The following is an 18,902-nucleotide window of genomic DNA, read 5'->3' as shown; positions in this document are numbered from 1 at the left end:
GAGACCCCGATGCCCGTAGACGTCTGGGCCCTGGACGGGCTCACCCTGGACGGGGCGGAGACCCGCCGCGCCGACACCGCCATCGTCATGGCCGACGGCACCGCTGGCGGCGCCCGCTCCGGAGTACGGCCCGGCGACCCGGGGCTCACGGTGACGCTGGCCGGATCCACCATCAACGTGTCCGCCGGCCTCGCCCTGCTCGGCTACGCCGGTCAGGGCGTGTACCGGGCGGCGCTGCCTTCGTCGGTGTCGCCGGGCACCCTCCAGGCCGCGCACGCCACGCTGCCCCGGATCGACCTGGTCTATCTGCGGGTGTGGGACACCGCCGTCGACGGCTCCGGCCTGGCCAAGGCCGACGTCGTCTACCTGCCGGGCACCGCCTCGGCGACCCCGTCCGCGCCGGCCCCCACCGGGACGATGGTCTACCTGCCGCTGGCCACGATCAGCGTGCCCGCCTCCGGCGGCGGCTCCCCGTCGGTGTCCACCGCCGTCCGGCCGGTGACCGTCGCCCCCGGCGGCATCCTCCCCAGCAGCGCCGCCCCCGGCTACTACGCCGGCCAGTACCGCGACAACGGCAGCAGCCTGGAGCGCTACACCGGCACGGCGTGGGTACCGGCCGGGCCGGGCACCGGCACCGCCGACTGGGACCAGGACATCAAGCTCGCCGCCAGCCGCAAGGTCGTCATCGGCGGTGACAGTGTCCTGTACCGGTCGGCGGCGGACACGCTGAAGACCGACGACGACCTGATCATCAAGACGCACCGGGCCCTGTACGGGGAGACCGGGTCCAGGAACATCACCTTCACCAACCAGAGCAGCGCGACGGTCGCGATGACCTTCGCCACCCCCTTCGCTGCGACCCCGCGCGTCTTCACGAACATCAACAGCGGGTCCGGGACGACCGCCCGGTGGGTCGCGCGGGCCATCAACATCACCACCACCGGGTTCGACCTGTTCCTGTTCTCCGCCGACGGCACCGCCTCCACCTGGTCCAGCATCCAGGTCCTCTTCCAGGCTGTCGCCCCGTGATCCTGACCTGGTACGGGTGCGATCTGCGCACGGGCGGCATCATCGAGGAGCTGCCCTCCCTCACCCCGCAGGGCGCCCTCACCCGCAGGCTCGGGACCTCCACCAGCACCTCCGTTGCGCTGGCCATGGCCGGCGCCCCCACCGACTGGGAGGCCGCGACCGCTCCCGGCCGGTCCCTGCTCGTCGCGGTGGACACCGAGATCGACCGGCCGATCTGGGCGGGCATCCCGCTCCCCCGCGAGGGCGGCAGCAGCGCGGAGACGACGTTCAGCGCGGCCACCCCCGAGGCGTACCTGGACCGCCGCTACACCGGCACCCGCATCATGGTCCAGCAGGACCAGGCGACAGTCGTCACCGCGCTGATGACGGAGCCCCTGACCCAGGGGCCGCCGTTCGTCATGGACGCTCCACCGACCGGGGTCCTGATGGACTACCAGGTGCAGGACTCCGACGACCGCACGGTCCTGTCGGTGCTGGAGGAGATCAGCGGCGCCGAGGGCGGCCCGGAGTGGACGATCGACGTGGAATGGGCGGACGCCGCCCGCACCGGCTTCATCCTCCCGGTCCGGGTCCGGCCCACCATCGGCGTGCAGTCCGCGGCCCCCGAGGCGGTGTTCGACTTCCCCGGCTGCATCACCTCCTACAGCCTCGCCGAGTCGTATGAGGCCGGGAAGGGCGCCACCGTGGTTCTGGCCCGCGGCGACGGGGAGGGGGCCGCGCGCCTGTCCAGCGCCCCCGCGGTCGCTACCGCGCTGGAGGCCGCCGGCCAGCCCCGCTACGAGTACCGGTTCACCCCGGGCGCTGGCCTCACCGACCCCGACCAGTTGACCGCGCACGCCGCCAAGGCCCTCGCGCTGATGCAGACCGGCGCTGCCGTGTGGACGGTCCAGGCCGCCGTCCCGGCCGCGCCCCGCCTCGGCCGGGACTGGTCGCTCGGCGACACCGTGCAAGTCTCCGTCACCCGGTCCCCCCGCCACCCGGCCGGCGCCGAGGTCGTGGCCCGCGCCTGGTCGTGGGAGCTGGAGCCCGGCACCGACGTGCTGCGCCCGATCCTCGTCGAGGAGGACTGATGCCCACAGCAGGCGACCAGGTACCCGGCGGGCCCTCCGACATCGGGCGCCGCCTGGCCGCGCTGGAGCGGGAGGTACGCGAACTCCGCGCAGCCAGGCGGCTGGAGAACGCGTCGATCGGGGCTGGCGGACTGCGCATCGACGGCGGCCGGTTCGCCATGGACACCCCCGCCGGGGCTCGGATGGTCGACATCGGCCCCATCGACAACCCCGTGTTCGACCACGGGGACGGCAGCCAGCAGCAGGCCATCTGGCTGCGCCGCGACGACGGCAGCCTGTTCTTCGCCTGCTACGCCTACCCGCCCGCGGGCAACGGCGAGACGCAGGCGTGGGCGTACTACGACCGAAGCGGGAACGCGGTCCTGGCCGAGGACACCGCCTCGGGAGCCGGGCTGGCCCGCCCGTGGCTGCCGCTGAACCCTCCGGTCTCCTCCGACGCCTCGACCTGGCCACGGGGCACCTCGGGTGCTTTCGCCACGATCGCGTCGTGCTGGAACACCAAGTGGCAGCCGAAGCTCCGTGTGTACGGGGTGACGGCCGCCGTGGGCACCGCCACCGGCGAGGTGCGGCTGACGGTCGACGGCACCCCCTGGGGCCCGACCGTCACCGCAGGCGGCGTCATCGACTTCACCAGCACCGTGGACGCCGCGACCGGCGGTCTGTTCCAGCTCGAAGTGCAGGCCCGGCGCCTGACCGGCACCGGCAGCATCGCCTGCCAGATCACCCTCGTCCACGGCTACCAGACCTAGAAGGGACAACCCCCATGGCAGTACCCGAGGGAGCTCACCGGATCGAGTACCGGATCTCCCAGTACGCGGCGGGCATCAGCCCGGAGATCGAGATGAGCGTCGAGTTCCAGGTCACACCGGAGAACGCGGACGCCGTCGACGTGGCGGCCGAGGCCGCGATGCGGGCCCTGATCGCCTCGCTGGAGACCCGCTACCCGGGTGTCCCTGTCGGCACCGAGCGAATGTACGAGTCCCGCCGCATCGACACGGACTGGAGCACCACCCCGCCGGCCGACGACCCCGTCTGACCGCCCCCGCCCTGGCCGCCCCGCGCCTGCTGGCCGGGGCTTCTCCATGCCCTGGAGGCAGCATGCCCGAGCCCACCCCAACTCCGATCCTGCGGTACTTCGAGTTCGATCATCTGCCCGACCACCTGAAGGCCGTGTCCGCGCCCTTCGCTGACCTCGCGCACCAGCTCGACCACGCCCTGCCGCCGGGGCCCGAGAGGACCGTGGCGCTCCGCAAGTTGCTGGAGTCCAAGGACGCCGCCGTGCGCGCCGCCCTCGACCTGACCCCGAAGGACTGACATGGCCACACCCCTGACAGCCGACCAGATGCTGGCCGCACTCCGCGCTGAGGGCCTGCACGTGGTCGAACACCCCGGCTGGCGCACCCACAACCGGGCCGGACACGGCGCCTGGGGCCCGGCCAACGGCGTGATGATCCACCACACCGGCGGCACCCCGCCCTCCGACGGCGAGATCGTCTGGTCCGGCCGCGCCGACCTCCCCGGCCCCTGCGCGCACGCCTACCTCGCCAAGGACGGCACCCTCACCCTCACCGGCAACGGCCGCGCCAACCACGCCGGAGGCGGCGACGGAGCCGTTCTCGACGCGGTCACGAACGAGACCTTCACCGCTGCCCCGCCCGCCCCGCACAAGCACGAGGGCAGCGCGGGCGCCGTCGACGGCAACGCCCACTTCTACGGCCTGGAGTGCTCCAACCCGGGCAACAGCACCTGGCCGACCGCCCAGTACGACGCCGCTGTCCGCTGGGCCGCGGCGATCTGCCGGGCGCACGGCTGGACCGCGAAGTCCGTGATCGGCCACAAGGAGTGGTCCGACTGGAAGCCGGACCCGGCCTTCTCCATGCCCGACTTCCGGGCGGCCGTCGCCGCCCGACTCGCCCGCCCGGCATCCTCCACGCCGAGCACCCCGACCACCAGCACCCCCGCCGAGGAGATCGACATGCAGCTCAGCGACCGCGTCAACCTCACCGAGAAGGTCAACGGCAAACAGCACCTGCTGTGGGCGGGCCAGCTCATCCAGGGCCGCACGGACATCAGCGTCGAGTACGCCCTCGGCTGCGCCGCGGCCGCCTTGTTCGTGGCCAACAGCACGAAGGGCCTCGTCGAGGACCTGGTCAAGAAGGTCGACGCCCTCTCCAAGAGGCTCGACGCGCAGACCACGAAGGGAGCCTGAGCATGAACGAGATCCAACTCCCCGCCGCCGAGACCGTCGTGCAGACCGGCGCCACCTACGGCCGCGACCTCGCCGAGCGCACCGTGGCCACGTTCGTCGGCGCGGCCTGCGCGGTCGGCGTCGCCGCTGGCCCGGCCGACATGTTCCACGCCACCTTCTGGGAGACCATGGGCGCGGCCGGACTCGCCGCCGTGTTCTCCCTCCTGAAGGGCATCGCCGCGCGGGCCGTCGGCCAGAAGAACTCCGCCAGCTCCGCGCCGGGCGTCTGATGTGGAGCGCGACGGCGCGGCGCCCGGTATCGCGCCGCCGCGCCTTCCTCGCCGTCGTCGGCACCGGATGGGCCGGATACGGCGGCCTCGGCATCCTCCGCGACCCCCGCTACGGCACCGCCCGCGGACTCGCCAGCATCACCGAACGGATCCCGCTCACCGCGCTCGGCTGGATGTGGGTCGCCTGCGGCACCCTCGCGCTGCTGGCCGGGCTGCTCGTGCACTGTCCGCGCGTGCAGGCGGCCGGGTTCGCGGCGCTCGCCGTCCCGGCCGGGTTGTGGGCGGGCGCGTTCTCGGTGGCCGCGGCGACGACGTATCCGACGGCCGTGGGCAGCGCGTGCGGGTGGGGGGCGTTCACGATCGGCGTCGTGCTGGTGTCCGGGATGGACGACCCGCCCCCGCCGTACCTGCGAAAGGACCGACGCTGATGGATGTGGGGGCACTGGTCGGCGGCGCGGTCGCCCTGTTGGTGGGCCTGCTGTCGTGGACCCAGAGCCGGGCAACGAACCGACGCTCGGACTTCATGGCGATCACCGAGCGCCTCGACCGGGAGGTGAAGGAGGAACGCACCCAGCGGAAGTTGTTGACGCGCGCCTATCTGGATCTGCACCGGTGGGCGCGCCGCGTGGGCCCGGACACCCCGGCCGGGCCGGCGCCCGAGCCCCCGGTCGAACTGGACCTGACTCCCTGGCAGTCGTGACCCGTATCAGCGGCCCTCGTCCTCCTTCGGGAGGGCGGGGGCCGCTTCTTCATGCCCGCTTGCGCGCAATCCAGGGCTGTCGCCCGCACCGCGCAATCCGCTGCAATCCTGCCCCGGCCCCGCGCGGCCACGGGCATCCTGGATCTCCACCCAGCAGCGACGGAGGGCGATATGACGCTCAGGTACCTCGGCACGACCAGCGATGACGGCGACTGTCCCACCCTGTACGAGATCCCCGAGACCGACGAGATCCTCGTCCAGGGCGACCGCGAGACCGACCCCGCCCACCTCGTGCAGCTCCGCGACGTGAAGCCGTCCGAGACGTTCGTCCGCGTACCGCGTGCCCTCCTCACCCGGTACGCACCCCGCACGGCCGCGCCCGAGCTGCGCCCGTTCTCCTCGATCGCCGACCTGTTCACGGAGTTCCGGCACACCGCCTGGCGGCTGGAGACCCGCGGCGGGTACGCCTCCGACCGGCGCAGCGAGAAGTGGCAGCGCTGGCGGACCGGCCACGACATGGCGGACGAGCCCGTAAACGCCTGGCGGAAGAACGTCACCGCGCAGACCGCGGCCGGGAAGCGGTTCGAGCGGGTGCGGATCGTGGACGAGCCTGCCACCGAAGGGCAGCACTTCCTGATGGCCAGCGCCCCCACCAACGTCGCCGCCGGGGAGGACATCCGCATCCTCACCCGCAGCGAGGCGGAGCGGCTACGGCTGCCCGACTACGACTTCTGGCTGTTCGACTCCCGGCTGCTGGCCCGGTTCGCGTTCGACGAGGACGACACCACCCTCGGCGTCTACCTCACCGAGGACCCCGCCGAAGTCCTCGCCGCCTGCCAGGCCCGCGATGCCGCCTGGCACCACGCTGTGCCTGCGGCCGACGCCGCGGAACGGGTAGCTTCCACCGTGTGACCGACTTCCAGACCGCCCGCGAGGCCCTCGGCGCGCGCCTGCGCGAGTTGCGTGCCGAGGCCGCGCTGGAAGGCAAAACGCTCGCCGGGGCCCTGGGCTGGCAGACGTCGAAGGTGAGCCGCCTCCAGACCGGGAAGCAGACCCCGAGCCGCGACGACCTCACCGCCTGGGCGCGTGCTGTCGGCCGCCCGGACGTCGAGGCCGAGCTGCACGGGCTGCTCGCCGCGCTGGACATGAAGCAGCGGCACCGCACCTGGCGCCGCTCCCTGGCCGGCGGGCACCGCGGGCGGCAGGAGATCGCGGTCCGGCAGACCGAGGCGACCAAGCTGATCCGCGGCCTGGAAGTCGCCCGGATCCCGGGCCTGTTCCAGACACCGGAGTACGCCCGCGCGGTGTTCGACGCGCTCGCCGAGTTCCGGCAGATCCCGCCCACGACGGACGCCGCGGTCGAGAAGCGGATGCGCCGACAGGAGTCCCTGTACAACCCGGCCAAGAGCTTCAGGTTCGTCCTCTGTGAGGCCGCCCTGTACCACCGGCCGTGCCCGGTCGACGTGATGGCCGAGCAGCTCGACCGCCTCTACGGGCTCGCCGGGCAGCGCCGGATCGAGCTGGGCGTCATCCCGTTCAGCGCTCAGCTGCGCCGCAGCCCGGCGCACGGTTTCTGGATCTACGACCGCCGCCTCGTCATTGTCGAGACGATCAGCGAGGAGCTGTGGCTGACCGGCGACGAGGATGTCCAGCTGTACGAGCGGGCCTTCGACTGGCTCGCCGAGTCCGCCGAGTACGGGGCGCCGGCCCGCCGCCTCATCGGCCGCGCGCGGGCATCCCTCGACCTCACCTGAGCAACCCCGGCAACCGGGGCCGCCCGCCGGGCAATCCGGCGCAATCGCAGCGCGCCCATGCAATTGCACGGCCTACCGTGCAGGTCATGCCCCTACCCGCAACGCTCGCCGCCCGGCACGCGGCCGGGAACGCGTGGCTCGCCGACTGCACCGAGCGTCCAGACCTCGTCCACCGCTGCTGGGCGACCGGCGCCCTGGCCCCGGTCGCTACGGGGCGCCGCTGGCTCGTCGCCGAGTCCCGGCTCTCCACTGGCTGGCCGGCCGCCAGCCGCATCCGGGAGGAGCAGCGCGGTCCCGTGCTCGCCGACCCGGACGGGGACCGGCTGTGGTGGCTGGTCCCGGTCGACGCCGAGGTCGAGCTGGAGGACGTACGGCAGTTGACCGTGCACCCGCCGGGCTGGGTCCTGCGCTGCCCACCCGCGGGCGGGCAGCAGGGGGCCCGGTTCTGGGTGTGCGCGCCGGACGGCACCGGCCGAATCGGCGATCCCGTGGTGATAGCTGCCGCGTTCGGGCCGGGCGGGTACCGACTCTGCCAGGAGGCCACAGCATGACGACCACCGAAGTCACCCCCGACACCTCACTCGGCACCCTCCTCTTGCGGTCGGCAACGACCCCGCACCGCATCGCGGCGACACAGGCCCTCGTCGACGAGGAGACCCTGCTGGGCCTTCCTCAGGTCTCGGCCGCCCTCGTGATCGAGGAGGACGGTGTCCCAACCTGCCGGTGGGAGGGGCTCGCGGGCAAGCTGTACACCCTCGGACTCACCTCTCAGCAGCGAGACTTCCTCGGCCTGGTCCTGAGCATGGTCGGCATCGGGACGTGCACTCTCGCGACTGCTGGGGACCTGGACGAGCGCCACCTGGCAATCCTCATGCGGGCGATTCCCCGATTGGCGGGAAACGATCGGCTCGCCGTCGGCACGCGCCTCTGAGCCCCCGGCCCCGGCAGGACGGCCGGCCGGGTCCGGGCGAGAGCGGCCCGCCCCTGTCATCCCCCGTCGGGGGCGGGCCGCCTGACAAGTTCCTCCAGCTGTACGCCCATCGCGTCGGCGATCCGAATCAGGGTGTCGAGGACGGGGGAGGCGTGGCCGTTCTCGATCCGGCTGTACGAGGCGACGTCGACGCCCGAGCGACCACACACGTCCTGCTGGCTCAGGTTCAGATGCTCACGGACGCGCCGGATCTGCTCCCCGACCTGGCGACGGCGGGCGATGACCCGCTCGTCAGGCGGGGTGGGACGTGGCACCCGTCCACCCCACCGGCCCCATGATCAAATGTGATTAGGGTCGACCCTAAATTGTTTGATCTTGCAAGAGGGAGGGCACCTCAACTGGACCACCCCCCTCCGCATACCTGCCGACGGCGTTGCGGCTGCCCGGGAGGGCACCCCAGGAGAGGACGCTGGAGGCAGGGAAGGGCGGTCACCCCTCGGGTGGCCGCCCCTTCTTCGTCTCGGCGCCGCTCACGCATGCTCACGCAATTCCCCGACTCTCGGGCCAGCTACGGGCCAGCAAGCGATCACGACGCCGGGTCAAAACGGACAGGACTCCAGCTCATTGACGCTCTGAGCTGGGGTCCGGCCGGTAGGCCCTGTGGGACTCGAACCCACAACCAATGGATTAAAAGTCCACTGCTCTGCCAATTGAGCTAAGGGCCCTGGCGATGGTGCCTCCCCGAGCATAGCCGTAGGAGGCCGTGGCGCCGATCGGGTATCGGACAGCGGGGCCGGAAGTGCACCGTACGGGGGTGTGCCGGGGGCGTCGGCGGGGTCAGTGGGGGTCCCGGGCCGGAGCGGGGGCGGGGCGGCGGGTGCGGGTGGGGTCGAGGAACCAGTGGCGGGCCGAGGCGAGCCACCAGACGGCGGCGAAGCCGAGGACGACCAGGACGGCGACGGGGGCGTAGTTGAAGGTCTGCCAGGTGACCGGGGAGACCTGGGGCAGCATGAAGAGGACCGTGATGACGCCGACCCAGGCCACCGCGACGACGCCGATCGGCCGGGACCAGCGGCCCAGGTGCCAGGGGCCGCGCTCGAAGGCGTCGCCCTTGCGGACCCGCAGCAGGGTGGGGATGACGTAGGCGATGTAGAGGCCGATCACCGCGATCGACGTCACGGCGGCGTACGCGGTCTCGTTGATCAGGTAGGGCAGGCCGAGGACGAGGGCGCCGAGCGCGGCCAGCCACACCGCGGCGACGGGGGTGCGGGTGCGCGGGCCCACGGTGTGCCACAGGCGGGAGAAGGGCAGCGCGCCGTCGCGGGAGAAGGCGTAGATCATGCGGCTGTTGGCCGTCACGGACGCCATGCCGCAGAACAGCTGGGCGCCGATCACCACGAGCAGCAGCAGCTTGCCCGCGCTCGCGCCGAGGGCGTCCAGCAGGATCTGGGCGGGCGGGGCGCCGGTCGGGGAGTCCAGGGCGCGGCCGTAGTCCTGAATGGCGTAGGTGAAGCCGAGCAGCAGGACAAGCCCGGCGATCCAGGAGGTCCAGATGGAGCGGACGATGCCCTTGGGGCCGGCCGTGGCCGCGTCGTGGGTCTCCTCGGTCATGTGGGCGGAGGCGTCGTAGCCGGTGAAGGTGTACTGGGCCATCAGCAGGCCGAGCAGGACGACGTAGACGCCGCTGCCCCAGCCGGTGTTGTTCACGAAGTGGGTGAGGACGAACGACGTCGAGCGGTGGTGGTCGGGGACCAGGGCGAGCGCGGCCACGATCCCCGCGACGCCGAGCACGTGCCACCACACGCTGACGCTGTTGAGGAAGGCGACGATGCGCACGCCGAAGGTGTTCAGCAGGCCGTGCAGCAGCAGGATCGCCGAGAAGAGGAGGACGGTGCGGCCGGGGGTGACCCCGAAGCCGAACTGGAGGTTCAGATACGCGCCGAGGAAGGACGCGGCGCCGAAGTCGATGCCCGCCGTCACCGCCACCTGGCCCAGCACGTTGAACCAGCCCGTGAACCACGCCCAGGCGGCGGCCGAGCGCGGCGGCGCCAGCCGGTGGGCCCAGAAGTACAGGCCGGCCGAGGTCGGGTACGCCGAGCAGATCTCGGCCATCGACAGGCCGACGAACAGCGTCATCAGACCCACGCCCACCCAGCCCCAGGTGATCACGGCGGGGCCGCCGGTGTTCATCCCGAAGAGGTACAGCGTGAGGCAGCCGGAGAGGACGGAGATGATCGTGAAGGAGACCGCGTAGTTGGCAAAGGCCGACATGCGGCGGGCGAGGACCTGCGTGTAGCCGAGCTGGGCCAGCCGTTCCTCGTCCGACGGCCCGGTGGTGCCGTGCACACTGGCGTCATCATCTGTCATGACCCCAGCAATTCCCTCCCCGAGGGTGTGACATGCCTCACGCGGGGGTCGCACGGGGATACGGAAGGGCCCGTACGACTCGATGTCGTACGGGCCCTTCCGGACAGTCGGCTCACACGGTGTCAGCCGTTGCGCTTCCAGCGCGGCTTGTCCTCGCGGCGGCCGAAGGAGCCGCCGCCGCGGTGGTCGTCACGGCGGCCGTAGGGGCGCTCGTGACCGCCGGTGCGGAAGCCGGGGCGGTCGCCGCCCTGGCGGTCGCGGTTGAACGGACGGTCGCTGCCGCGGTGCCCGCCGCGCTCGTCACGGCGGGCCGGACGGTCGTCACGGCGGAAGCCGCCGCGGTCGTCACGCCGGTCGAAGGAACGGGGGGCGCGGTCGCCGCCGCGCTCACCGCGGTCACGGTCGTCGCGGCGGAAGCCGCCACGGTCGCCCCGGTCGTCCCGGCGCTCGAACGAACGGCCGCCACGGTCACGGTCACGGTCGAAGGAACGGTCCCGGTCGTCCCGGCGGAACCCGCCACGGTCACCACCGCGGTCGTTGCGGTCGTTGCGGTCGTTGCGGTCGAAGGAACGGCCGCCGCGGTCGTCCCGGCGGAAGCCGCCACGGTCACCGCGGTCACGGTCGTCGCGGCGGAAGCCGCCACGGTCGCCCCGGTCGTCCCGGCGCTCGAACGAACGGCCGCCACGGTCACGGTCACGGTCGAAGGAACGGTCCCGGTCGTCCCGGCGGAACCCGCCACGGTCACCACCGCGGTCGTCACGCCGCTCCCGGCGGTCGTACGACGGCGCCGAGGAGGCCGAGGAAGAGGACGGGGAGGAGTAGGACGACGCGGGCGCCGTGCGCTCCTCGCGCTCCGCGCGGTCGACGTCCTGCGCCGCGGGCTGCTCCGGCACCGACACCTCGGCGATCCGCTCGGCCTCGGCCTGCGCCTCGGCCACCGCCGCCTCGGGGTCCTCGCCGCGCTCGCGGGCGACCCGGGCGACCAGCCGGTCGGCCTCCTCGCGCAGCTCGGAGGCGCGCCGCTGCGCGCGCTCCAGCTGCTTGGTGAGGTGGGCGACCTCGCGCTCGGCCTGCTGCGCGGCGTTGCCCGCGGACTCGGCCTGCACCTCGGTCATCGAACGGGCGCCGGTGATCTCGGCGACCTCCGGCTCGAAGGCCGCGCCGCCCTGGATGATGTGGCGCGTGGCGTCGACGCCCGCGTCCTCCATGAGACGGAAGATCTGACGGCGCTGGTGCGGCAGGGAGAGCGAGACGACCGTGCCGGTGCGGCCCGCGCGGGCGGTGCGGCCGGCCCGGTGCAGGTAGTCCTTGTGGTCGCCGGCCGGGTCGACGTTCAGCACGAGGTCGATGCCGTCGACGTGGATGCCGCGGGCGGCGACGTCGGTGGCGACCAGGACGTTGACGTAACCGTCCTTGAAGTCGGCCAGGGTGCGGGTGCGCGCGCCCTGGGTCATGCCGCCGTGCAGCGCGTCGGACTTCACCCCGGCGTCGCGCAGCTGCTCGGCCACGCGGTCCGCGCCGAGCTGGGTGCGCACGAAGATGATGGTGCGGCCCTTGCGGGAGGCGATGGCCGCGGTGACCGGCGCCTTGTCCTTGGGCTTCACGACCAGGATGTGGTGCGACATGGTCGTCACCGCGCCCTGGGCGGCGTCGACCTCGTGGCTCACCGGGTCGGTGAGGTAGCGGTCGACGAGGGTCTTGATCTCGTTCTCCATGGTGGCGGAGAACAGCATCCGCTGGCCGCCCGCCGGGATCTGGTCGAGCAGCTCGGTGACCTCGGGCAGGAAGCCCAGGTCGGACATCTGGTCGGCCTCGTCGAGGACGGCGATCCGCACGTCCTCCAGGGAGCAGGCGCCGCGGTTGATGATGTCGCGCAGCCGGCCCGGGGTGGCGACCAGGACGTCGACGCCCTTCTCCAGGGCGTAGATCTGGTTGCCCATGGAGGTGCCGCCGCAGACGACCTTCATCTTGAGGCCGAGGACGTCGCCGTAGGGCTGGAGCGCGTCGGCGACCTGCATCGCCAGCTCGCGGGTCGGGGTGAGGATGACGGCGCGCGGCTTGTGCTTCTGGGTGCGCCCGCCGGCCAGGGTGGCCAGGGTGGGCAGACCGAAGGAGAGGGTCTTGCCGGAGCCGGTGCGGCCGCGGCCGAGGATGTCCTTGCCGGCCAGGGCGTCCGGGATGGACGCGGCCTGGATCGGGAAGGGGGTGGTCACGCCGTTCTGCGCGAGCTTGCGCACGACACCCTCGGGCAGGCCGAGGTCGGCGAAGGTGATCTCGGGGGCCCGCTCCTCGGTGCCCTCGGGAGCCTCGGCGCCGGCCTGGTCGTCCAGGAGCTGCGGGTTCTCGGGGGCGTCCTCGGTGCTCTCGGGCACGACGACGTGATCAGTACTGGCAATGGACATGCGAATGCGAAACCTTCCGGAGTCTCGTCGGCACGCGCCCGTCAACTCCGTGTTTCGCACCACGACCGCCTCGATGCGGTCCGCCACGGCAAGGGAGAGTACGCGCCACACGGCGCGCTCTTCATGGGCGCCGGGCAAATGGGATCAAACGATCTACTAGCATACGCACCTTCCTCCCCTTGAGGCAAACCGAGCCCGAGGGCGGACGAAGCCGCAGGTCAGACGTGTGCCCGGCCGGGGCGGCGCAGGCTGCCCGGCGCGGGCGCCGGTTCCCGCTGCGCCAGCTGGGTCCCGGTGCCCTCGTGCGCCGAGGACGACGGCTCGGCGACCGTCGGGTCGGGCGAGGCGGGCGGCGACGGCGACGCGGGCGGCTGCTCCGGCGGCGGCGCGGAGGTCTGCGGCGGCTCCGGCACCACCTCGGTGGGCGCCGGGTCGCCCGCGGGCGGCGGACCGCCGGGCCGGCCGGGCGCCGGGGCCGACGCGCTCGGGGCGCCGGTGGCCGGGGCCGGACCGGACGGCTCCCCGCTCGGCGAGCCCTTCTCCTTCTTCCCGTGCCCGTGCTTGCCGTCGCCGGCCCCGGCCCGGTCCGCGGCGGCGCCGGACACCGCCGCCGCGCCGCCGGACACCTCACCGCCGCCATGCGCGGCGGAGTGCGAGGGCCGGGCCCCGCCACCGGCCTCCTCTCCCACGCTCACACAGCCGGTGGCGGCGGCGAGTGCGGCGAGCGCGGCGGCGAGACGGACGGATACGGGCAAGGGGCGCACGGAAGCCACCTCCGGGAGGGAGAAGTCGCCGTGCCCAACTCCCGGCGCCCCGGCGAGGACACGCCGGAGCACCGGACGGACCTCAGCCGTAGCCCAGGGCGTGCAGCCGGGCGTCGTCGATGCCGAAGTGGTGCGCGATCTCGTGCACGCACAACTGCCCGATCGACACAGGTCCGCTTCCGGCTTAGCCTGAGGGGGCCCAAGGGAGAGCACGTGGTGCCACTATCTGAGTTTGCGGAGCGGTTGCTCCGCGCGATCCTCTATCTGCGGATCTCTGACCTGACGGACACTTCAACGTCCATCGAGCGGCAGGAGAAGGCTGGCCGCCGAAAGGCCGACGACCTGTCGGCCACCGTCGTGAAGGTGTTCAAGGATGAGGACAAGTCCGGGTACCTGACCTACGTGCAGCGCCCCGGGTGGGATGCTGCGCTGGACAGGCTCCGGCAGCGCCTGGCGGACATCCTGATCGTCTTCAAGGTCGACCGTGCGACACGCCAGGGCATCCCCCAGGCAGCAGAGATCATCCAAGTCGTCTATCAGACTGGCTGTCGGTTCATCTCCATCGCCGACGGGATCGACAGCAACAACGAGGGCTGGGAACTCCAGCTCACGTTGGCCGCGCACCAGGCGCACACGGAATCCAAGAACACGTCCACGCGTGTCACCGATCTCCGCGCAGACGAGCGGGACGCGGGCCGGTGGATGGGGTCCCGTCCGTACGGGTTCGAGGTCACACCAGAGCGGAAGCTCGCTGTACTCGACGACGAGGCCGACGTTATCCGTGCCGTCGTCGAGCGCCTCCTCCACGCAGACCCCCCGGCTACGCTGCGCGGCGTAGCCAAATGGTTGAACGAACAGAACTTCGACTGCCCCAGGTGGGCGGGACGCAAGCACCGCATCGCCCACCTGGAGGCCAAGGGCGAGCCCCTGAAGGCGCAACGGCTGCGTGAGAAGCCGCTGAAGACGCCGAACTCGTGGTCGTGGCCGACGGTTCGGCAACTCGTCACGTCCGTTGTCATGACGGGGTATCTGCCCCACAAGGGGGAGATCTACCGGCACAGCGAGACAGGCGAGATGGTTCGGATCGGACCTGAGATCATCACCATGACAGACTCCACCCGTCTCCGCGCGTTGTACGGGGCCCGGACGCCGGTTCATTGGACGCGAGGCGCTGTACCGGCCGCGCGCTCCCGGGAAACCAAGAGGCCGGCAACAGGGCTGCTCGTCGACTTCCTGTACTGCGGGGAGTGCGGGGCGCGGGAGGCATACGACGCCTATTGGGTTCGGAACGGGAAGCCGTGGCCACGCTACCGGTGCAGCCGCCGCCACTTCTCCGGACGGTGCCCCGGCACCCTCATGAAGGGCCCGTTCGCGGACGATCTGGTCACCCATGCCCTGTTTGAGAAGTTGGCCAGCATGGACGACAGCGATCCCGGGGCGTTGGCTGTTGCAGCGCGTTGGGCGGAACTCCACCACCCAGACCGGGTGCTCCGTCGCAGGGATCTTGAGGCACGCATCTCCGAAGAGGAACAGTTCCTCTCCCGCCTCGAAGACGAGAAGCTGTCGGGGCTCTTCAAGGGCACGCGCGGCGAAGCCCGGTTCCGAAGCCGGTACGACGCCAGTCAGACCCGCCTGGACCAGTACGAGGCGGAGCTAGACAGCATCCCTCACGCCGCGACGCTGGACGTCACGCCCTTTCACGAGATCGAACTCTTCCAAGATGCCTGGGAGCGGTACGACCTGACGGAGAAGCGGGAAACTCTGGGGCTCGTCCTCAACCGCGCGTGGCTCTTCAAGGCGCCGGCGTCAGGGGTCAAGCCCACGATTGATCGCTTCCGGTTCTGGTGGGTGGGCGAGCCAGAGCCTCAGGGCATCGGCGCGTCGCTGCGGATCACAGACGAGTAGCCGCCCTCCGGTACAGCAGACCCCCGTCTACGTGGCGGGGGTCTGCTGCGTTTCCTCGGTGGTCACTCTTCCTTTGGCGTGCTCCACGGGCCTTTTGGCGGTCTGCTGACGGGCTTCGCTCCGAGGCGTGAGCAGTACCACGCCACAAAGCGTCGGAGGACGTCTGAGCGGTCCGTTTCGTCGGGGACCGCCTCACCGAACGCTGCCCATAGCTCTGCCTCGATGCGGAAGCGACTGATGGGGGTCTTTGGTTGGTTGGGCATGGGGAAACCGTAACAGAGGTGTAGCTACACCAGAAGGGTTGCGGTGTAGCCACACCCATGCCTAAGGTGTAGCCACACCCCGACGCACCAACGACAAAGGGCCCGCGGAATCTTGGCGGATCGACGGGCCCGATGTCTCCATCACTGGAGGACCCCATGGTCGCACACAACCTCACCCCTGCTCAGCCCAACGGCATCCTTCTCGTCGTCGGAGCGACGGAGACCCCTGTCGACTTCGACGACACCCGAGCCTTCGCGTTCGACGCCGCGGACCGCCTCCGCCTCCCCGCCACCGTCGCAGTCGGCACGGACTACGACGTCGCGGAGTGGGAGGCCGTTGTCCTCTGCCAAGGCTGGGAGGAGAGCGCGGACGCCCGGACTCTCGCCGCCCGCACGCTCACCGTCGACATGGCGGTGCTGACGTCGGCCGACGTCTACGCCTACCCGCTCGTCCTTGAGTGCACCCATTGCTGGACCCCAGACGACTCCGTCCGCCCCGCCCTCGTCGACGACCGGACATGGTCCGCCCCGCGCTGCCAGCCGTGCGTACTGGAGGCGGCTCGCCTCGCGGCGACAGGGGAAGCGCACCTCATCTAGGTCACACACAGTGACCAAGGCCCGCGCTGGCTTCGGCTGGAGGCGGGCCTTCGTGTCTTCCTCGACGTCGACGGACGGGATGGTTTGACACCGTCGCGGACCGCCGGACCCAAGGTGCGTGCACAGTGCACCTAGTTAGCCGCTACGCAGCGTGCCCACTTCCGCCGTGATCGTCACCCTGCGTCCATTGTCCCGCCAAACTCAGTGCCAAAGTGTCGAACTAACCCCCTTCTCCAACTTCTCCTTAACGCGCGTTAGAAGAAATTGAGAATGGGGGTTAGTTCGACACTTTGGCCTCCAGTCTGTCCGGTGGACGTCGAGCCGCCCCCTGACGGAGGCCGACGAGGGAGCCGACGGAGGCGGTGCGGGACGAGGGACGCCCGAGAAGGCCCGTAAACGGCCCTCTGGGGTCGCAGGGTGCCTCTCTGGTCCCCGAACTGCCGGAAGCCTCGCGAGTGGGCGTCAGAGGGCTACAGGGGCTTTCCCGCCCCGTAGCCCCATCTCCGGGGCGAGGCGACAGCCAACGCCGCTGATATTACGCAGCGTGAACGCTTCGCGGTCTTAGACCCGCCGGGCGACGGCAGGGCATCCGCGCATCCCGCATTCTGAGACGTCTGCATCGCTTAGGTAACGATAAGGCGTGCTCTATCGCATTTGCCCAGGTCACGCACGCTTTGGACCATCACATGCGCCCCACTACCTATGTAGGAGGGGCGCTCTGTGAGCATCGGCCACAGGCACCCTCCGTCTGCTGCGCCCCCGTAGATGCCTCTCCGGGTGGCGCTAGGTCCGGCACCGTTCGAGCCGGCTGTGTCGACGCGGAGTTCTCTCCTCCTTCGCCGCTCCACGGCCCCGCGCTCCGGTGCCGGACCTTCAAACGATCACAGGCGCTGCCTCCGGGCGGCGCCTCTCTTTTTGCCCCCTTCAGGGAGAAGGACGCCACCGACACCAACGCGGAGACCCCATGGCCCACCTTGACATTCAGCCCGCCGGTTCACGGCCCTGCCCGGAGTGCGGGCTGACGCTTCCCCGTACCCGTGTGTACTTCCACGCCGACCCGAGCTGTGCTGACTTCCTGCGCCGGGTCTGCCGCGACTGCATAAACGCACAGCGGCGCAGGCGGTACCGACGCAACCCAGAGCCCGTCAGAACGCGCGAGAGGCAGCGACGAGCCGCGCGTACGGAGCTGATGAAGAACTCTCCCCAGTGGCAGCCCACAGAGCGCCACACGGCGACTGCCCGGCTCGGGTCGGTCGCCTCTTTCATGCCCCCAGAGAGGCACTGATGACCAATCCCACCCTCGACGCAGCCCGTGCGTCGGTCCTCGCCATCGCAGCCGCAGAGAAGCGGCTCCAGGACGCTCGCAAGCTCCTTGACGACTGCCCGTTCTCCCCGACGCCCGAACAGGCTCGTGAAGCCGTCATGGACGAGGCGGCGGAGGCGTTCACGTCCGGCGGCGCCTGGCCGACGAACGTCGGGAAGCGTGCCGCGAAGGCGTACGACGAGGCGGAGGCGGCGGGCCTGGAGCGCCAGGCACGGCAGCAGACCGTCAGGAGCGCTGAGCACGCCGTGTACGAGGCCGTGACGGACCACACCGAAGAGGCGCTTGCGTTCCTCGGGACGAGGCTGGGGACGCTCCTCGACGACGCCAGGACGGCCCTGGAGACCGTCGGCGGCGCCCAGAGCGCTCAGGACGCGATCGACGCTGGGCCGGACGCTGTAGCGGCCTGGAGCAAGCTGCGGGAGCTGACGCGGCAGATAGCCGAGTTGCGCGGAGCGCAATGGGATCTCCTGAAGGGTCCGCGGATGCCCGGGGCGCCCGCGGGCGGAGACTGGCAGGGCCGGGAGTGGCGTCTCCAGGGGTTCGGCCACGTGAAGAGCACGCACCCCGACGAGGCGCCCGACGATGTCCGTCAGGTCATGCGGGATGTGTCCGGACGCGTGACGCTCGCTTACGTCCGCTGGCTCTGTGGGCGCGACGACGCCTACGTCCCGGCGTCGGCGGAGGAGCTGGAGGCCGACTATCAGGTGCTGACAACTCCCGTCTTCCATGACGACAGTGATCGTCCCCTCGTGCGGGACGTCAGCCCCGTAGAGCTTCCGACACCTGAGGGCCGGCCGTCGAAGATCTTCGAGCACAGCAGGGCGCCGCACCTCGACGCGTCGCAGCCAGAGCTGGCGAAGCCGAAGCCAAACGCGACGGTCGGCGACCCCGTGCCGCGCGTCCCCACCTACTGAGAGGAACAGTCATGGAACAGAACCCTGAGCAGCAGAGCGCCGAGGATCTCCTCAACCTTGCCCGGATCAGCGTCGGCCACGCGGCCGGACTGACGGCGGAGCAGAGCAAGTACCTGCGCGGCAGCACGCCCGAGGAACTCGCGGCCGACGCGAAGGCACTCCTGGCGGAGTTCGGCATCTCGACGACCCGTCAGCCGTCCGGCTCCGGTCCTGACGTCGGCAGTGCGCACGGCAGCATGAACGCCGGGGCGGAGCGGTACCGAGCGAGGCACGGCGACGGACAGAAGTTCGCGCACGCCTCGTACACCGTGGAGAGCGCGTGACGGACCGGGACTAGTGCCGACGTCGGGAAGTCAGCCACTGGCGCAGGCGACGCCAGAAGGTGTCAGCGGCAAGCTGACCAA

At 71.2% G+C, this 18,902-nt stretch carries 22 protein-coding genes and 1 tRNA gene; 17 read left to right on the top strand and 6 right to left on the bottom strand.

The window, feature by feature from the left end; genetic code table 11:
• Positions 1-9 precede the first annotated feature (9 nt).
• From R4Z62_RS17745 to R4Z62_RS17685, 13 genes are all read left to right on the top strand, one after another.
• Positions 10-1,029, top strand: coding sequence for an H-type lectin domain-containing protein (locus R4Z62_RS17745; RefSeq protein ID WP_491520293.1), 1,020 nt, complete (start codon positions 10-12; stop codon positions 1,027-1,029).
• Positions 1,026-2,099 (top strand): hypothetical protein, encoded by a 1,074-nt coding sequence (locus R4Z62_RS17740; RefSeq protein WP_491520292.1) that lies wholly within the window; start codon positions 1,026-1,028, stop codon positions 2,097-2,099. The genes R4Z62_RS17745 and R4Z62_RS17740 overlap by 4 nt, the downstream gene beginning before the upstream one ends.
• Entirely contained in the window at positions 2,099-2,848 is a 750-nt protein-coding gene (locus R4Z62_RS17735) for a hypothetical protein (RefSeq protein WP_491520291.1), read from the top strand. The genes R4Z62_RS17740 and R4Z62_RS17735 overlap by 1 nt, the downstream gene beginning before the upstream one ends.
• Before the next feature lie 14 nt (positions 2,849-2,862).
• Positions 2,863-3,135, top strand: coding sequence for a hypothetical protein (locus R4Z62_RS17730; protein WP_491520290.1), 273 nt, complete (start codon positions 2,863-2,865; stop codon positions 3,133-3,135).
• Positions 3,136-3,197: 62 nt separating this feature from the next.
• Positions 3,198-3,413 (top strand): hypothetical protein, encoded by a 216-nt coding sequence (locus tag R4Z62_RS17725; RefSeq protein ID WP_491520289.1) that lies wholly within the window; start codon positions 3,198-3,200, stop codon positions 3,411-3,413.
• A 1-nt stretch (position 3,414) separates the two neighbouring features.
• On the top strand, positions 3,415-4,308 hold the full coding sequence (locus R4Z62_RS17720; protein ID WP_491520288.1) for a peptidoglycan recognition protein family protein: 894 nt from the start codon (positions 3,415-3,417) through the stop codon (positions 4,306-4,308).
• A 2-nt stretch (positions 4,309-4,310) separates the two neighbouring features.
• Positions 4,311-4,577, top strand: a complete 267-nt coding sequence (locus R4Z62_RS17715; RefSeq protein ID WP_491520287.1) for a holin — start codon at positions 4,311-4,313, stop codon at positions 4,575-4,577.
• On the top strand, positions 4,577-5,005 hold the full coding sequence (locus tag R4Z62_RS17710) for a hypothetical protein (protein ID WP_491520286.1): 429 nt from the start codon (positions 4,577-4,579) through the stop codon (positions 5,003-5,005). The genes R4Z62_RS17715 and R4Z62_RS17710 overlap by 1 nt, the downstream gene beginning before the upstream one ends.
• A complete protein-coding gene (locus tag R4Z62_RS17705; RefSeq protein WP_355476035.1) occupies positions 5,005-5,277 on the top strand; it encodes a hypothetical protein in 273 nt (90 codons plus the stop codon). Before R4Z62_RS17710 ends, R4Z62_RS17705 begins: the two co-directional genes overlap by 1 nt.
• 171 nt (positions 5,278-5,448) lie before the next feature.
• The gene (locus R4Z62_RS17700; RefSeq protein WP_491520285.1) at positions 5,449-6,189 is read left to right on the top strand and encodes a DUF6879 family protein; all 741 of its coding nucleotides are present in this window, start codon (positions 5,449-5,451) and stop codon (positions 6,187-6,189) included.
• A complete protein-coding gene (locus tag R4Z62_RS17695; RefSeq protein WP_491520284.1) occupies positions 6,186-7,031 on the top strand; it encodes a helix-turn-helix domain-containing protein in 846 nt (281 codons plus the stop codon). Before R4Z62_RS17700 ends, R4Z62_RS17695 begins: the two co-directional genes overlap by 4 nt.
• 86 nt (positions 7,032-7,117) lie before the next feature.
• On the top strand, positions 7,118-7,582 hold the full coding sequence (locus R4Z62_RS17690) for a hypothetical protein (RefSeq protein ID WP_491520283.1): 465 nt from the start codon (positions 7,118-7,120) through the stop codon (positions 7,580-7,582).
• The gene (locus R4Z62_RS17685) at positions 7,579-7,962 is read left to right on the top strand and encodes a hypothetical protein (RefSeq protein ID WP_491520282.1); all 384 of its coding nucleotides are present in this window, start codon (positions 7,579-7,581) and stop codon (positions 7,960-7,962) included. Before R4Z62_RS17690 ends, R4Z62_RS17685 begins: the two co-directional genes overlap by 4 nt.
• A gap of 56 nt (positions 7,963-8,018) precedes the next feature.
• Here R4Z62_RS17685 and R4Z62_RS17680 read toward each other — a convergent pair whose 3' ends face one another.
• The 6 genes from R4Z62_RS17680 to R4Z62_RS17655 form a co-directional block, all read right to left on the bottom strand.
• A complete protein-coding gene (locus tag R4Z62_RS17680; RefSeq protein ID WP_491520281.1) occupies positions 8,019-8,276 on the bottom strand; it encodes a helix-turn-helix domain-containing protein in 258 nt (85 codons plus the stop codon).
• A gap of 338 nt (positions 8,277-8,614) precedes the next feature.
• Positions 8,615-8,687: transfer RNA gene (locus R4Z62_RS17675), tRNA-Lys, on the bottom strand.
• Between the two features lie 112 nt (positions 8,688-8,799).
• On the bottom strand, positions 8,800-10,329 hold the full coding sequence (locus R4Z62_RS17670; RefSeq protein ID WP_064533932.1) for an amino acid permease: 1,530 nt from the start codon (positions 10,327-10,329) through the stop codon (positions 8,800-8,802).
• Between the two features lie 122 nt (positions 10,330-10,451).
• Positions 10,452-12,731: a DEAD/DEAH box helicase gene (locus R4Z62_RS17665; RefSeq protein WP_491520280.1), complete on the bottom strand. Its 2,280-nt coding sequence runs from the start codon at positions 12,729-12,731 to the stop codon at positions 10,452-10,454.
• Between the two features lie 218 nt (positions 12,732-12,949).
• Positions 12,950-13,495, bottom strand: coding sequence for a hypothetical protein (locus tag R4Z62_RS17660; protein ID WP_491520279.1), 546 nt, complete (start codon positions 13,493-13,495; stop codon positions 12,950-12,952).
• A gap of 82 nt (positions 13,496-13,577) precedes the next feature.
• Positions 13,578-13,664 carry a metallopeptidase family protein gene (locus R4Z62_RS17655; RefSeq protein WP_491521889.1) on the bottom strand — a complete coding sequence of 29 codons (87 nt, stop codon included), beginning with the start codon at positions 13,662-13,664 and terminating at the stop codon, positions 13,578-13,580.
• A 47-nt stretch (positions 13,665-13,711) separates the two neighbouring features.
• Between R4Z62_RS17655 and R4Z62_RS17650 the strand changes: the two genes are divergently transcribed.
• From R4Z62_RS17650 to R4Z62_RS17635, 4 genes are all read left to right on the top strand, one after another.
• Positions 13,712-15,400 carry a recombinase family protein gene (locus R4Z62_RS17650; protein WP_491520278.1) on the top strand — a complete coding sequence of 563 codons (1,689 nt, stop codon included), beginning with the start codon at positions 13,712-13,714 and terminating at the stop codon, positions 15,398-15,400.
• Positions 15,401-15,819: 419 nt separating this feature from the next.
• Entirely contained in the window at positions 15,820-16,260 is a 441-nt protein-coding gene (locus tag R4Z62_RS17645) for a hypothetical protein (RefSeq protein WP_491520277.1), read from the top strand.
• A gap of 1,284 nt (positions 16,261-17,544) precedes the next feature.
• Entirely contained in the window at positions 17,545-18,498 is a 954-nt protein-coding gene (locus R4Z62_RS17640) for a hypothetical protein (protein ID WP_491520276.1), read from the top strand.
• Positions 18,499-18,509: 11 nt separating this feature from the next.
• Complete coding sequence (locus R4Z62_RS17635) at positions 18,510-18,821, top strand: hypothetical protein (RefSeq protein WP_491520275.1); 312 nt, start codon at positions 18,510-18,512, stop codon at positions 18,819-18,821.
• Positions 18,822-18,902: the final 81 nt, after the last annotated feature.

The organism is Streptomyces sp. PL-25 (genome assembly GCF_058344915.1).
The sequence above is the reverse complement of the archived record's forward strand: the minus strand, read 5'-3'. Positions and strand labels throughout refer to the sequence as shown.